Origin of the sequence: Psychrobacter pacificensis, assembly GCF_900101915.1 — a bacterium.
In the GTDB taxonomy this organism is placed as follows: Bacteria; Pseudomonadota; Gammaproteobacteria; order Pseudomonadales; family Moraxellaceae; genus Psychrobacter; species Psychrobacter pacificensis.
This window is the reverse complement of the sequence record NZ_FNAL01000022.1, coordinates 26105-40269: the sequence shown is the minus strand read 5'-3', so window position 1 is coordinate 40269 and position 14165 is coordinate 26105. Positions and strand designations below refer to the sequence as shown.

Below are 14165 nucleotides of genomic sequence, written 5' to 3'. Positions count from 1 at the left end.
AGTATTTGAGTATTTGAGTATTTGAGTATTTGAGTATTTGAGTATTTGAGTATTTGAGTATTTGAGTATTTGAGTATTTGAGTATTTGAGTATTTATTTAGCTATACAGCTATCAAATGACGCGAGCACTTAGCTGTAGCTTGTATTTCAGAATAACTACGCCCAGATTTCAGAAGGCTAGCGATAATCTTACGCTTCTCGGTATCTTTCCTACGTCCTGAATATTTACTTTCTACCTTAGTACGAGAAATACCTTACATCTGACGGTTACGTCGATCTTCATAGTCCTTTCTAGCAATAGCAGCGAGCATATAAAGCATCATCGAATTGATGGCCTGTAATACGCTGCTCATAAATTCAATGCTGCTATCAGATTGAGGCGTTATATAAGAGGTCGGTAGCTCTTCTGATACTACCGCCAGCTTCTTTTCTAATAGCATTCTTTTGAGAGTATCCCAATCAGCTTGGTTTAAACGTGCTAAGCGGTCAATCTGCTCAACCAAATTATATCGCCTTCATGGGCATCATTTATCAGTTACATTAACTGTGGACGTATTAAAGTTGCGTCTGACTCGTTTTCAACATAGAAGGCGGCAATTTTGTGACCATGATCAGCAGCAAGCTATATGAGCTCACTTTTGGCACGCTTGGCATCTTGATCTTTGATTGGCGCTCTATGCTCTGATAAACATAAACACCTAAAATAGTCTGTTATAAGTAGTTCCATTATTGCAGTCTATTATAAGTAGACTATTAATTGATTAAGAGACCTGTTTTGATAGTGCCCCTGGGGTATACCCTAGGATAATAGGAAATCCATCGCGGATGACAAAACCTGTTTAGCTTTTAAACAATACGGGTTTGTCGATAGTATGTAAGATAAGTTCGAAAAGTGACTAGAGTGTTAGATTATTCATACTGGGTCTGAATTAAAATTTTATTGTGATTAATTTCTGCTCAATGTTATTCATTTGTCGCCATGATGAGTGATGGCGGCTTGTGATTTAGTTAGGAAAAATAATCTTGAGTAATAAGGTACGTTTGTAGCATTTGCAGCAGGGCTTGTTCTAGGCTTCTTTACTTACACTTTCCTGTAAATTCTTTTTTAGTAAATGATCGAATATAAACGGGCCAAAAGGTAAGAGTGAGCCGAGTACGCCCGCAGGTATTGCCCAAAGAGGCATTTTCATTTTGATAGCTGAGCCTATAAGTATTATGATATAGGTAATAAACAATATACCGTGTGCCATACCGATGTATTTCACACCTTCTGGAATGTCCAGCATATATTTTAGTGGCATGGCGATACAGAGCAATAATAAGAAAGAGGTGCCTTCTAGGTAGCCTATAATGGTAAGGCTTTTTAATGCGGCACTTTGTTTTTTTCTAAGATTATGTATTTGTTTGATAGTTAGCTGAGCATGTGACACTATATTATCCTTTTGTTATTTCAATAAATAATTTAGGCGGTATTCAATGTCTTTATAATAATGGCCCTGTCCAGAGCTTTGAAGTACTGGTTTTTGTCATCTACCACTTAGCACGTCACGCCTTCGTCTAGCCACTTCAAAATCATCCTGCGTTCACTCGCATACAATTATGCATTGGGTTTTGGGATATAGAATGAGAGAGTATTTGTATTAATCATATATCACCTTCCAGTTCGCATTTTTATAAACACACTTGAGTATAAAAAGTATCTTTCCGTATAGAGCAGCTATGACGCTAGTTCTTTTTATTTGTACTGATCAATATTCACTTGTTTATTCATTACGCTTACTTTCCAAAAATATCATATCAATTATAATCAACGCTACACCGACACAGACACCTATATCTGCAACATTGAAAATAGGATAATTCCAGACATCAGCATAATGCACATGGATAAAGTCAACCACTTTGCCAATTCTTAAACGATCGATTAAGTTGCCAATCGCACCACCAAGCATTAAGGCCAACCCCATAGATAATAGCTTGGCTGCACGTGGCGCTTTGATTAAATAAACCGTTAAAAAGATAGCCATTACAAAAGCTAAGCCTGAGAAAAACCATTTCTGCCAACCGCCAGCGTTGGCTAAAAAGCTAAATGCTGCCCCATAGTTATAAGCGAGTGTCCAGTTGAGAAATGGTTCAATGACCGGTACGGGGTCATTGAACGCTAATTTGGTTTGGGCCAACCACTTAGTCCATTGATCAAGTATTAATACCATTATCGCCAACAAATACCAGATAAAAGCGCGACTGCCATTGGCAACCATTTTTGGCATTTTATTCAACTTACCTTTAGGTGTTATCGAGTTGCCTGAGGTTACGTACATAGCTTTAGGCGTATGATTCATGGTTTTAGAGTCAATTGATTGATGAGTACTACTCACAGCTATAGGTACTTTATTGTCAGCAATATTAGTACTAGCCGATTCAACGCTATTCAATTTAGTACTATCTAATCTGTCGGTAGATTCAGTCATAGTTGTTTTCTTTATCTGTGTTTATACAATGAACAATGTTAAACGTATATGTTTTTGGTATACGACTATTAATCGCGCCACTTTTATAAACGGCTCCACTTACCGCTCTGGTGTTATGAAACTTACGGTAATAATTTTTTATTAGGGAATCTGTTGATTGATTTCAACATTAACCTGAGTCTGTTCAGCGCTAATCACTATAGGATTACCCGATAAGTCGCCTGACTCTGCTATGGCATTACCGCTATGACTAATACGAGCAACGACTGCTAACTGAGTTTTGTCACTACGAGCTGAATTTAACGTGCGATCTGGCATCATCGCATCAAGATTGCTTAAGCGGATACTAGCCTCACCTTGCTTGATAATACTAATGGGTAAACGTTTGGCGGCAAACGGAGGGCCCCCTTTCACATCACGTATCGCAACAAACAACACATCATCAGCTTTCACTAACGGTAATAAATTAGCGTTAATTTTCACTGTCACGTCAATACCTTCTAGCGCTTGCTTTTCTTGCGTGCTAACGTAGTTGCTTAACTCATCTAAGCTTGCTAAAGCTTTAGTATGATCACCTGGTTTGGCCACAATGCTGCCTTGTAAGCGTTTAATCCAACCTTGCGCTTGGGCAAAGTTACTACTACGAGTCTCACCCATTGCCATGAGCATTTGAGCCCGTTCATGCTGCGGATTCTTAGCTAATATAGCTTGTAATACACGGCGAATATTGGCGTCTAACTGACCTTCATTAACGAAAAAGCTAGTCTGAGCATAAGTGGTGGCGATTTCTTCATTTTCAGGAGCTAAACGATAGGCACGAGATAAGGCTTCCAGCGCAGAATCAGTTGCCTCCATAGATAAGAAAAGCTCGGATAGGCGCATCCAGCGATTAGGATCATCAGCATTACGATGAACATTGGTTTGCATGGCGCTAATCAGTTGACGACCATCTTCAAACGCCCATGATGGCGGCTTGTCAATTTTAGCTGTCAATAGGTCGTCAGCCACTTGTCCTACTTTGTCCTCAGCTGTCCACAAATCAAACACGGGCGTACGATTGCCTATTAGTAAATACGCCATTGCAGCCAATATTGGGATCCAAGCTGCGACAATTAAACGGCTTTTGACATCAGGGGTGACCATAGGTGTTATCTGACGCTGCACATCTAATAGCTGACGCTCCAGTTCCAGCTTTTGATTTTGATAATGGCTATTATTAATAGTACCGCTGTCTTTATCTGTTTGTAGCTCAGCTAAACGTTCGCGAAATACTGCAACATTAATATCTAGCAGTTGATTGTCTATTGGTTTGGACTGCAAACGCGGTGCTCGTAGCCATGGCATAATAGCAATCAGCGCAAATATAAGAGCAATCAGCAAGCTTAGAGTTACAAATAAGCCAAAAGTAGAAAATAGAGTCATTTTTTGTCCTCTAGGCTAGTAATGTCGTGGTCGACACTCTCAGCTTGCGATAATAGACGATCAAGCTCAGCCTTTTCCGTAGAGGTCAAGGCAGCAGTACTGTTCACTGTGACGCCGCTTTGACCACGGGCAACAACTTGGCGACGCTTACTTTGCCAAAACCAACCAATAATTAAGACGAGCAATAATAGTGGTGGAAAAAACCATAGGATCCATGTTGATGGTCGCATAGGCGGCTTGTAGCTAATAAAGTCACCGTAGCGCTCTTGCATATAGACGCGTATTTCAGCATCACTACGTCTATCTTTAATTAAATCATAGACTTTTTGCTTTAGATCCTGTGCAATCGGTGCATCAGAGGCTGCAAGGTTTTGATTTTGGCATTTTGGGCAGCGAAACTCTTCTATTAATCCACGATACTGAGCTTCTTGCTGTGGTGAGTCAAAATCGTATACGTCAATAGCTGCGTTTGCCGTCATGTTAAGCAGACACGCTAGTATTAAGCTTGCTAGTTTTAAAACTATATTGGGTTTTAGTTGAGGAGCTCTTATTCGAGTAACGTTCATTTGCACATCTCCTCAACCTGAATGAGATCAGGACTATCGTTGTTCTTATTAGCCTTATTAAGTACTGTCAGGCACGGCTTAACACGCTGTTGCCAATTGGCTTCATTAATCTCACCAACAATATGCTGACGAATGATGCCATCTCCATCCACAACAAAGGTTTCGGGCGCACCAGTTATGCCTAAGTCTAGAGCAAACTGACCCAATGAATCCTGAATAGACATAGAAAATGGATCACCGCCTCGGTTTAAGTAACTGAGCGCATTACCAATCTCATCCTTATAATTCACACCAACGATATCAACGCCGCGCTCTTCTAGTTGCATTAAAAACGGATGCTCAATAACGCAAGTTGGGCACCATGAGCCCCAAACATTAAGTAAAAACGGCTTATCCGGCAAATTATCATTGGTGATAGTACGGGTAGTATCTGCTAATAACGGCAGCTCAAAGGTAGGAACCGGACGCTCAAGAGCGGTATTGGTCACAATGTCTGTTGGTTTACCTAAGCGCATGTACAATATAACTACCAAACCAAAAAAGAGGATAAGCGGAATTAAGAACCATAGCTTCGTCTGCTTTTTTTTCATTGTCTTTGGGTTACGCTGCTTACTGTTTTGGCTATCTTTTTGCTCAGGAGTATTATTCGACATAGTCATTCATTTCTCCTTTAGTGTCGACATCGTCGATACTGAGATTGCCTGCTCAATAGCTACCTCATTGACTCCATAAGTAGCCAAACTACCAGTAACTAGCAACGGAGCTTTAATTTTTTTGATGCGGTATCGTTTATCAAGCATACTAATTAATCCACCTAGAGCCATGATAATTGCCCCTAACCAAATCCAGCGAATTAATGGTTTTACATAAATCCTTAATGCCCATTGGTTACTACCATCGGCAATAGGTTCGCCCAGTGCGACATAAACATCGCGCATAAGACTGGGGTCAATAGCAGCTTCAGTTGTTGGCATCGTGCTGATAATATAAGTACGCTTTTCTGGAGTCAGTTTCGCCACTTCACGACCGTCTTTGGATACCACCACTTGCGCTTGCGTTGCATCAAAGTTACTACCCTTTATTTCAAAAAATTCAGTTACTTCAAAATCGTAACCTTGAACATTGACTGTATCGCCAATACCCATTGCTACGTCACGCTCAATACTCAGGCTACTAGTAAAGGCTATGCCAATGACAGCAACCAATACGCCAATATGAGCAGTCTGTTGACCCCAATAGCTAAGACGCAGCTGACGCAGACCTTTAAAGAAATTAGGGGCGTTCTTGGTTTTGTCTCTAAAGTCAACGATCATCCATAGCAGTACCCAAAAGCTCACCGCTAAAGTCACGCCAATATTGAACATAGCAGATGGACTGGTAAAGTAGGCGATAATAGCAGCCAATACGATACTACTAGCGGCAATGGCGATACCCACCCCTAGTAACGGACGCTTATCTTGTTTCCAGCGAATATTAGAGCCCATACCCATAGCGATTAACAACAGCCATGTCAAAGGCACAAACAGCGCATTGAAGTATGGAGGCCCTACAGATACCTGACCGAGACTAAAGGCATCAGCGATAATAGGATAGAGGGTGCCGAGCAGCACCACTAAGGTTGCAATCAAAATGATGGCGTTATTGATCACTAAAAAGGACTCACGTGAAATCAGCTGATATTGACTTTCAACGGTTAAACGCCAACCGCGAACGGCAAACATTAATAGACCACTACCGATGATAATGCCAAGAATAGCTAAGATGACCAAACCACGCGTCGGATCAGCGGCAAACGAATGCACTGAGGTAAGGACTCCAGAGCGTACCAGGAACGTGCCAAGCAAGCTTAAGGCAAAGGCGAAAATAGCCAGCATGATGGTCCATGCTTTAAACACCCCGCGCTTTTCAGTGACTGCTAATGAATGCAGCAATGCTAAGCCGACAAGCCAAGGCATAAACGAGGCGTTCTCTACCGGATCCCAAAACCACCAACCGCCCCAGCCAAGCTCGTAGTAGGCCCACCACGAGCCCAGTGCAATACCAATGGTCAAAAATCCCCAAGCCGCGAGCGCCCATGGACGTGACCAGCGTGTCCAAGCAGCATCTAAACGCCCTTCCCACAATGCCGCCATACAAAATGCAAAAGGCACTACCATACCCACATAGCCCATATATAACATGGGCGGATGAATAATCAGACCGAAATCTTGTAGGACAGGATTTAAATCAGCGCCATCGACCGCTAGATTGGGTAAGGTACGCTCAAACGGTGACGAGGTAAATATCAGCATTGTTAGCATCATTAACTGTACACCGGCCAAAATAACTAATACCCGCGCACGCATTGATAACGGCAAGCCGCGACTAAAGTATGATACCAGTGCACACCATGTGGCCATGATGGTCATCCATAGCAGCAAAGAGCCCTCGTGTCCGCCCCATGTCGCCGATAACTTATAGTACCAAGGCAACAGCGTATTGGAATGCTGCGCGACGTAACTGAGGCTAAAATCATTATAATAAAAACCTGCTATCAAAGCGCCAAATGACGTTATCATGGCGGCAAACTGTGCCCAAGCTAAGCTAGGGGCTAGTCGTTGCCAAGCAACTTGGTTACGAATAACACCAATAGTTGGCAGAATTACCTGCAATAACGCCAATACAAAAGCGGTAAGCAAGGCAAAATAGCCCAATTCTGTAATCAACATACGGTCTAACCTTATTTACTCTAATGCGGTTGCAGTTTACTGTAGCGGTGGAATTTTTATTATTAGAACCCACCCCCGAAATCTGCTGCTATCTCTAGTTTTTAATTGATTTCGAAGGGTTTTATTTAACTACTTTAGGCGGAGTTACCAGTGGAGGCGCGCCTTTAAAGCGCAGTAAACGTAACGCATTGAGAGTAACGAGCACTGTTGCTCCAGCATCAGCTAGAACCGCAATCCATAGTCCAGTAATGCCGAATACGGTCGTGATCAGAAAGACGCCTTTGAGACCTAAAGCGAAAATGACGTTCTGATGAATGTTGCGCATGGTGGCACGCGAAAGTGCAATCAGATGGGCCATGTCTGTAACACGACTTTTTAATAATGCGATATCGGCCGTCTCAATGGCCACATCGGTACCACCACCCATCGCGATGCCAACATCAGCGGTTGCTAGTGCTGGCGCATCGTTAATACCATCACCCACCATCGCTATTTTGCTGTTATTCTTCATCTCGTTAAGCAAGCGCAGTTTGTCCTCAGGCAACAGCTCAGCTTCCCATTCCACGTCTAAATTACTGGCAAGTGCTTGAGCGGTTAAGCGGTTGTCGCCTGTTAGCATGACGGAGCGCACACCCATCGCTTTAAGTTGAGCCACACCTTCATGAGCGTCGTCTCGTAACTCGTCTCTTAGTGCGACCAATCCAAGCACTTCTCGACTTTGCTCATCGAAAAGAACTGAGACGGTCTTGCCCTCATTTTGCAGCGCCTCGATTTGTGCCTGTTGCTCGGCTGAAATTGATGCCTCATCTGCGGCATAAACAGGCGAACCGATAGCTAGCGCGCGCCCAGCGATAGTTGCGTGTACCGCTTTACCCGCAGTAGCAGAAGCTTTAGAAGCCACAGGTATGACAACTTTGGCGGCTTTGGCATGACTGACAATAGCTTCAGCAAGCGGGTGACTAGAACCTGTCTCCACACTGGCAAAGAGCGCCAATACCTTATCTTTACCTTGAGAATTCTGACCTTGAATACTTGAGTCCTCTTGTGTAAAGGCAACAACATCGGTCACGCGTGGTTTGCCTTCAGTTAAAGTGCCTGTCTTGTCAAAAGCGACCGTCTTCACTTGGCCGATAGTTTCTAAAGCACTACCGCCTTTGATCAGCAAGCCACGGCGCGCACCAACAGCAAGACCAGAGGCGATGGCAGCGGGTGTTGATAGTACAAGAGCACAGGGACAGGCAATCAGCAACAGTGCTAGACCGCGATACAACCAAGTCGACCAATCTCCACCCATGGCTAACGGTGGAATGATAATAATTAGTGCGGCAATAGCCATCACTGCCGGTGTGTAATAGCGACTGAATTTCTCAATAAAACGGGCAGTGGGTGCTTTGGAGGCTTGGGCTTGCTCTACCAGCTCAATAATGCGCGAAATGGTGTTATCGGCGGCTGTCTTTTCTACGCGCACTTGGAGCACACCATCGATGTTAATTGACCCTGCAAATACATTGTCACCCATCGTCTTGGCAACAGGAACAGACTCTCCCGTCACGGGCGAATCATCAAGGCTGGACGCACCTTGAACAATGGAACCATCAGCAGATACCCTATCTCCAGGACGCACCAGCACAAGGTCATTCACTTGTAATGAAGTCGCTGGAACGTTACGCTGCCCACCTTGAGCATCAAGTAAAATCGCACTTTTCGGAACCAGCGATGATAAGGCTCTGATGCCAGCGCGAGCGCGATCAGCAGCGATACTCTCAAACAGTTCACCGATTGAGAACAAAAAGACAACCGCTGCGGCCTCTTCAGCTTCACCAATGATAAGTGCGCCAAGCACGGCGACGGACATCAGCGTTTCAATTGAAAAGAATGAACCTGTTTTAGCCAGTGCTAAGGCTTTGCGTGCAAATGGAAAAACGCCTACAATCACAGCGATGGCAAACACCCATATCCCATAAGCGGGGAACAGTAGTGACAGTGCATAAGCGCTGCCCATCAAAATACCGAGACCAACAACCTGTTTGCCTTTTTGAGTTTGCCACCACCGCTTATCCTGCGGAGCCATCTGATTGTCGCTGTCAATATCAATAGCCGATACAGTTTGTTGACCAGTATTGGCAGATATACCGAACCCTAGGCTTTTGATGGTTTTTTCAATATCACTAGCCTGAGTCGGCGCATCAGGGGCCAAGCTTAGCTCTAGCGTTTCTGTAGCAAAATTTAGCTCAACATCAGAAACCCCAGGCATACGTTTCAAAGCTGTTTCAATCTTGCCGATGCAACTGGCACAGTCCATACCTTCAATATGATATTTCATAATAATTTACCCTTTGAATAATGATATTATGAACCCTCTAGTGGCTTTAGAGTCAAGGTTATTTATCTACAGTTTCGTAATTTTAATTTCTCTAGCGCTAGTCTTTACAGCCACTTTAATTATTTAAATCATAGAGGTTGTTATGACAATCAAAATTGGTGAGCTCGCTAAACGCACAGGTGCCACAGTAGAAACCATTCGCTATTACGAAAAGGAGCACTTATTACCCGAGCCTTTTCGTAGCGAAGGGAATTATCGTTTATATAATGAAGAGCACATTGAGCGTCTACAATTTATCCTACATTGCCGTACGCTCGATATGGCTTTAGATGATGTGCGAATCTTACTTGAATACTGGGAGTCGCCTGACAAGGACTGCGGCGATGTGAATAACTTGCTAGATGAGCACATTCATGCTGTGGAAATACGAATGGAAGAACTGATGCACTTAAAGCATCACTTGACCGTTTTGCGCCAGAAATGTGCAAGTAGTGCACCAGCGTCATCATGTGGCATTTTAAACGCGCTTGCCGATAATTCTTGTAATGAGTAATGATATCAGTAGTGTTCATTTCTGACGGATCAAATCATGAAAGGTTAAATACGCCCTGATGTTAAGCACAAAAAAACCCAGCAATGATATTAAGATCACTACTGGGTTGGAGGAAATAACAACTATGTTGTGCTGACTTAGAAAGTCTTATTTATCATTCATAGCAAGGTAGATATTACGATCTGATGCGGATGCGTCATCCACGTATTTTGAATCGCGCCATGTCGTATAAGCATAGACACCACTGTATGGGCTGATACTGTTCTGACGGAAGTCAGAAATCCAATTTGTACCATCGAAAATTTGAATATGGCCATGTGGACGCTTTGATGAGCGATCATAGACAATAACATCACCTACTTGGGTTGGCATATCATTACTGATTTTGCTGAAACCTGCTTTCTCAAGTGTGCCACGAGTAGCGTACTGATAGGCTGAAGGATTTGGAGTGAACTCATAACCAGCTGATTGTAGTGCTTTACGTACGTAACGGGCACAGTATCCAGAGCTGCTAGATAAAGCCACTTTTGAGGCGCGAGCAGCAGCGATAGCGGGGGCTGAATTGCTGTCAGGAACCTTATTGACTTGCTGCTGTTGTTTTTCAGCGTATAAGCGGCTGTTTAATGATGAAAGCTGATTCTCTTTTTGCTTGGCCTGCGCACTTAGGTTGCTAATTGCTTGACTAATTTCATCATTATTAGAAACATAAGCACCACTTTTGGTGCTATAGATGTTTTTTGATGAACCGTAGTTTGATGCCACAGAAGTATTGGTGATGGTATTATTTGTTTGAGAGATTGTGATAGCAGCACCACTCGTTTGTGCTATGCCCATACCCAGTACTGACAAAATCAATAAAGCCTGTTTCATAAATCTAATACCTACGGTTAATTCAAAATCGTCTGTTATCAACAACAGCGCAGTCAATTAAATCTCAATAACTCAAGTATATATATGTCATAGTGACTGATACTTCTGCTGCATATTATTCATATAAAAAATGATTATTGGCGATCACAGCTCATTGAAGTCTTACGAAGCTGTTACAAATCAAGCTGCTGACCAAAACACAAAGCCGACTTTAGCATAGGTTGTTTAGCCTGTCATCACCCTTAAAAACCCCAAAAATACTTTTTTGATGTCGAAAAAATTGCTAATATCCCACATTTTACAATGTAAGTTTGTGTAACATGTACAGAATATAGCTGACTAGATTGACCACAATTTCTACTGTTTTATAAGCAAAAAAACGTCTGAGGGTTAAATCTATAATTTAGATTTAACCCTCAGACGTTTTTCTATTGGATGAAGTAATTACCCTATATAGGGTCTAACTAATTATTAAGATAATATAATAATTTATAATATTAATATAGATGTTAATTCCCTACTGGCTTATGTAATATTACGTAATTGTTTCGATACATCCTGTATATTCTTGTATTAACCCTTAATTATTTATCTATTTTAAGGGTTAATAACCGATAAATCCGCTTACATTGTCATCAAAAGTTACAAATTCAAAGTTATTTTTGCTTTTAAAGTCGCAATAGCTAATGATTTTTTTGATGAAGAATCATTTTATAAGCAATAGAACAGTCTTATACCTGCCTCATTTACTTTTAACGCTAACACTATAATCAAAGTATTCTTAACTGCTAACACACTATAATTGCTGCTCTACCGATTCAATATCAGCATAAACTTGGGTCGTCCCGTCTTTATTGAGCTGCATAACCTGATAGGGCATGAATTTATTTTGATACTCCATACCTGGGCTACCAACAGGCATGCCAGGTACGGCAAGACCCATAGCTTGTACTGGCGGATTTTCTAAAAACTGCGCCATATATTTAGCGGGTACATGACCTTCAAAGACGTAACCATCAGTAGTGACTACAGTATGGCAAGAACGCATTTCATTTGGAACGCTGTAGCGCTCTTTAAATACGGCTAAGTCCGCAACATCTTGCGCGGTTGCACTTAGACCATTATCTTCTGCATGACTTATCCATTCTTTACAGCAGCCGCAATTGGCATCTTTATAGACAGTGGCTGAGACGTTTTTTAGTAGGTCTGGTTTATTTACTGATGTCATCATAGGAGTATTTATAACGTTTGGTTCAGCTGTCTTTGGAACAGCCAAAACATCTTCAGTTGATGCCGATGTTGTGCTTGCATCAGATACGCCACTACTCGGTTGGCTACAAGCAAATAGTGATGAGGCGGCAAGTAATACTAACGTACTACGCAACCCCTTAGACAGATAACGATTGAATATAAGACTGGATTTTATTTTTAAGGGGGTCATAGTGCTCTCTCATGTACTGTAGATATTGTGAGCTATAGAAGGTCAAGTAACACTTCATATCGTTTGGTAATGTAGCATAATAACCCATCAAACGGAGTACGTAAATTTATCCATTGAGCAGTGCGGACTGGTATCATAAGCAGTTTTCATTTTGAAATGCTGCCTGTAGTATTAACAGGTCTATCCGAGTTTTGGATTTTGACTAAAAATTCAAAACTCATAATTTTGGATAATTTGCGATGCGCCTGTCTACTATTAATCTACAAAAGCGTTTGAGTACTCACTTAAATCAATTACCGCTATCGCTTACGCTAGTAGCAGCATGGCTTGCAGGAGCTATTTTTTTATTTTCGCTAGCGCCTTATGGGTTTTGGCCGCTAGCAATAGTATCACCAGCGATTTTATATGCGCTGTTGGTGACAAGTATGAGTGGTCGTCGCGCTTTTATTATCGGTGAAGCTTACGGTATGGGGCTATGGTGCGTCGGCGGCTTTTGGCTCTATACTGCTATCCATGATTATAGCGATACACCAACGTGGCTCGCATTGATTATGATTGCATTGATGGGTCTCGGTATGGGACTATTTCATGGATTGTTAGCACTAGTCTTTAACCGTATGGTAGGCAAACAACCCTTTTCATTTGCTGCTCTTTGGGTGCTACAAGAATGGTTAAAAACTTGGTTATTCACAGGCTTTCCGTGGCTATTTGTTGGTTATGCATTTACTGAAGAGTATTGGTTATCGTCCTTAGCACCCGTTGCTGGTGTTTTTGCCGTCTCTTTTGTTGCCATACTATTGGCTGCAAGTTTAGTAGAGCTACTGCTTCGACGCAGTAGTTATGCCGTCGTTTCTGTACTGTTATTAGCCATTAGCACATCATTATGGCTGGTCAATCCGCAATGGACAAAACCTAAGGGCACACCTGATCTGTCAGTGTCATTGATTCAAGGTAATATTTCACAAGATATAAAGTGGCTGACGCAATATCAAGTAGAAACGCTAAAGATTTATGCGAAGTTAACGCGCACTGAGTGGGGACGTGATGTGGTGGTGTGGCCTGAATCATCTATTCCGATGTTTCAGGATGAGGCTGCGGGCTTTATTAGTGAAATGATAGAAATGGCCAATGCGACCAATACGACATGGATAACTGGTATCCCTTATAAGGATAAAGCGGCATTCAATGCCAGTACGGATAAGTATCCCCCATTTTACAATAGCGTGATTGCTCGAGGTGTAGAAGCGGAAGGCCTATACAAGAAGCAGCGTCTAGTGCCTTTTGGAGAGTATATTCCATTTGAAGGCGTGCTCGATATTTTCCCAAGTTTGGCCGGTAGTCAGGATATTAAGAGCTATAGTCGTGGTAGTGATCAGCAGTCACCGCTAAAGGTGCGTGAACACAATATAGGGACGGCTATCTGTTATGAGGTAGCTTATCCAGATACCACGCGTAAAAATGCCATCGATACTGACTTTTTGTTGACCGTCTCTAACGATGCCTGGTTTGGCACTTCAGCAGGACCATTGCAACATTTGCAAATGGTACAAATGCGCGCGCTTGAGAACGGGCGCTGGTTTATTCGAGCGACCAATACTGGTGTTACCGCTATCATTAACCATAAAGGTCGTATTGTAAAACGCGCACCGCAGTTTGAGCGTACTGTACTACGTGGTGAGATACAGGCACGGGTTGGTAACACGCCCTTTATGCTTATGGGAAATTATCCTATCTTGATAATAATAACCCTGTTATTACTAATAAGCTATTTTGGCAAAGGTCTAACCACACTTAGAAGACGAGGGTAATAG

The 14165-nt window shown here is 42.4% G+C and carries 12 protein-coding genes; 2 read left to right on the top strand and 10 right to left on the bottom strand.

All coding sequences use genetic code 11. The features are described 5' to 3' along the window. Positions 1 to 254: 254 nt before the first annotated feature. The 8 genes from BLR43_RS14065 to BLR43_RS11260 all read right to left on the bottom strand — a co-directional run bounded on the left by BLR43_RS14065 (position 255) and on the right by BLR43_RS11260 (position 9490). Positions 255 to 503 (bottom strand): recombinase family protein, encoded by a 249-nt coding sequence (locus BLR43_RS14065; protein WP_228706492.1) that lies wholly within the window; start codon positions 501 to 503, stop codon positions 255 to 257. A gap of 564 nt (positions 504 to 1067) precedes the next feature. Further along, entirely contained in the window at positions 1068 to 1430 is a 363-nt protein-coding gene (locus BLR43_RS11290) for a DUF3817 domain-containing protein (protein ID WP_058023733.1), read from the bottom strand. A 333-nt stretch (positions 1431 to 1763) separates the two neighbouring features. Further along, positions 1764 to 2471, bottom strand: a complete 708-nt coding sequence (lspA, locus tag BLR43_RS11285; protein WP_093071135.1) for a signal peptidase II — start codon at positions 2469 to 2471, stop codon at positions 1764 to 1766. Positions 2472 to 2612: 141 nt separating this feature from the next. Next, positions 2613 to 3893: a c-type cytochrome biogenesis protein CcmI gene (gene ccmI, locus BLR43_RS11280; RefSeq protein WP_025643930.1), complete on the bottom strand. Its 1281-nt coding sequence runs from the start codon at positions 3891 to 3893 to the stop codon at positions 2613 to 2615. After that, entirely contained in the window at positions 3890 to 4372 is a 483-nt protein-coding gene (locus BLR43_RS11275; RefSeq protein WP_020443538.1) for a cytochrome c-type biogenesis protein, read from the bottom strand. Before BLR43_RS11275 ends, ccmI begins: the two co-directional genes overlap by 4 nt. Before the next feature lie 83 nt (positions 4373 to 4455). Beyond that, a complete protein-coding gene (locus tag BLR43_RS11270) occupies positions 4456 to 5049 on the bottom strand; it encodes a DsbE family thiol:disulfide interchange protein (RefSeq protein WP_025643927.1) in 594 nt (197 codons plus the stop codon). 69 nt (positions 5050 to 5118) lie between these two features. Then, a complete protein-coding gene (locus BLR43_RS11265) occupies positions 5119 to 7167 on the bottom strand; it encodes a heme lyase CcmF/NrfE family subunit (RefSeq protein WP_025643925.1) in 2049 nt (682 codons plus the stop codon). Positions 7168 to 7288: 121 nt separating this feature from the next. Beyond that, positions 7289 to 9490, bottom strand: coding sequence for a heavy metal translocating P-type ATPase (locus BLR43_RS11260; protein ID WP_093071132.1), 2202 nt, complete (start codon positions 9488 to 9490; stop codon positions 7289 to 7291). A 142-nt stretch (positions 9491 to 9632) separates the two neighbouring features. Between BLR43_RS11260 and cadR the strand changes: the two genes are divergently transcribed. Next, complete coding sequence (gene cadR / locus BLR43_RS11255; RefSeq protein WP_093071130.1) at positions 9633 to 10043, top strand: Cd(II)/Pb(II)-responsive transcriptional regulator; 411 nt, start codon at positions 9633 to 9635, stop codon at positions 10041 to 10043. 147 nt (positions 10044 to 10190) lie between these two features. Here cadR and BLR43_RS11250 read toward each other — a convergent pair whose 3' ends face one another. Both BLR43_RS11250 and BLR43_RS11245 read right to left on the bottom strand, forming a co-directional pair. Continuing rightward, the gene (locus BLR43_RS11250; RefSeq protein WP_093071128.1) at positions 10191 to 10913 is read right to left on the bottom strand and encodes a CHAP domain-containing protein; all 723 of its coding nucleotides are present in this window, start codon (positions 10911 to 10913) and stop codon (positions 10191 to 10193) included. A 796-nt stretch (positions 10914 to 11709) separates the two neighbouring features. Beyond that, positions 11710 to 12354, bottom strand: a complete 645-nt coding sequence (locus tag BLR43_RS11245) for a DUF411 domain-containing protein (RefSeq protein ID WP_093071126.1) — start codon at positions 12352 to 12354, stop codon at positions 11710 to 11712. A 239-nt stretch (positions 12355 to 12593) separates the two neighbouring features. Between BLR43_RS11245 and lnt the strand changes: the two genes are divergently transcribed. After that, positions 12594 to 14162: an apolipoprotein N-acyltransferase gene (gene lnt, locus BLR43_RS11240; protein WP_093071123.1), complete on the top strand. Its 1569-nt coding sequence runs from the start codon at positions 12594 to 12596 to the stop codon at positions 14160 to 14162. Positions 14163 to 14165: the final 3 nt, after the last annotated feature.

Coding starts and splice junctions, on each gene's coding strand:
- lspA (WP_093071135.1), bottom strand. CDS start 2,471: ATGACTGAATCTACCGACAGATTAGATAGTACTAAATTGAATAGCGTT.
- ccmI (WP_025643930.1), bottom strand. CDS start 3,893: ATGACTCTATTTTCTACTTTTGGCTTATTTGTAACTCTAAGCTTGCTG.
- BLR43_RS11275 (WP_020443538.1), bottom strand. CDS start 4,372: ATGACGGCAAACGCAGCTATTGACGTATACGATTTTGACTCACCACAG.
- BLR43_RS11270 (WP_025643927.1), bottom strand. CDS start 5,049: ATGAAAAAAAAGCAGACGAAGCTATGGTTCTTAATTCCGCTTATCCTC.
- BLR43_RS11265 (WP_025643925.1), bottom strand. CDS start 7,167: ATGTTGATTACAGAATTGGGCTATTTTGCCTTGCTTACCGCTTTTGTA.
- BLR43_RS11260 (WP_093071132.1), bottom strand. CDS start 9,490: ATGAAATATCATATTGAAGGTATGGACTGTGCCAGTTGCATCGGCAAG.
- cadR (WP_093071130.1), top strand. CDS start 9,633: ATGACAATCAAAATTGGTGAGCTCGCTAAACGCACAGGTGCCACAGTA.
- BLR43_RS11250 (WP_093071128.1), bottom strand. CDS start 10,913: ATGAAACAGGCTTTATTGATTTTGTCAGTACTGGGTATGGGCATAGCA.
- BLR43_RS11245 (WP_093071126.1), bottom strand. CDS start 12,354: ATGACCCCCTTAAAAATAAAATCCAGTCTTATATTCAATCGTTATCTG.
- lnt (WP_093071123.1), top strand. CDS start 12,594: ATGCGCCTGTCTACTATTAATCTACAAAAGCGTTTGAGTACTCACTTA.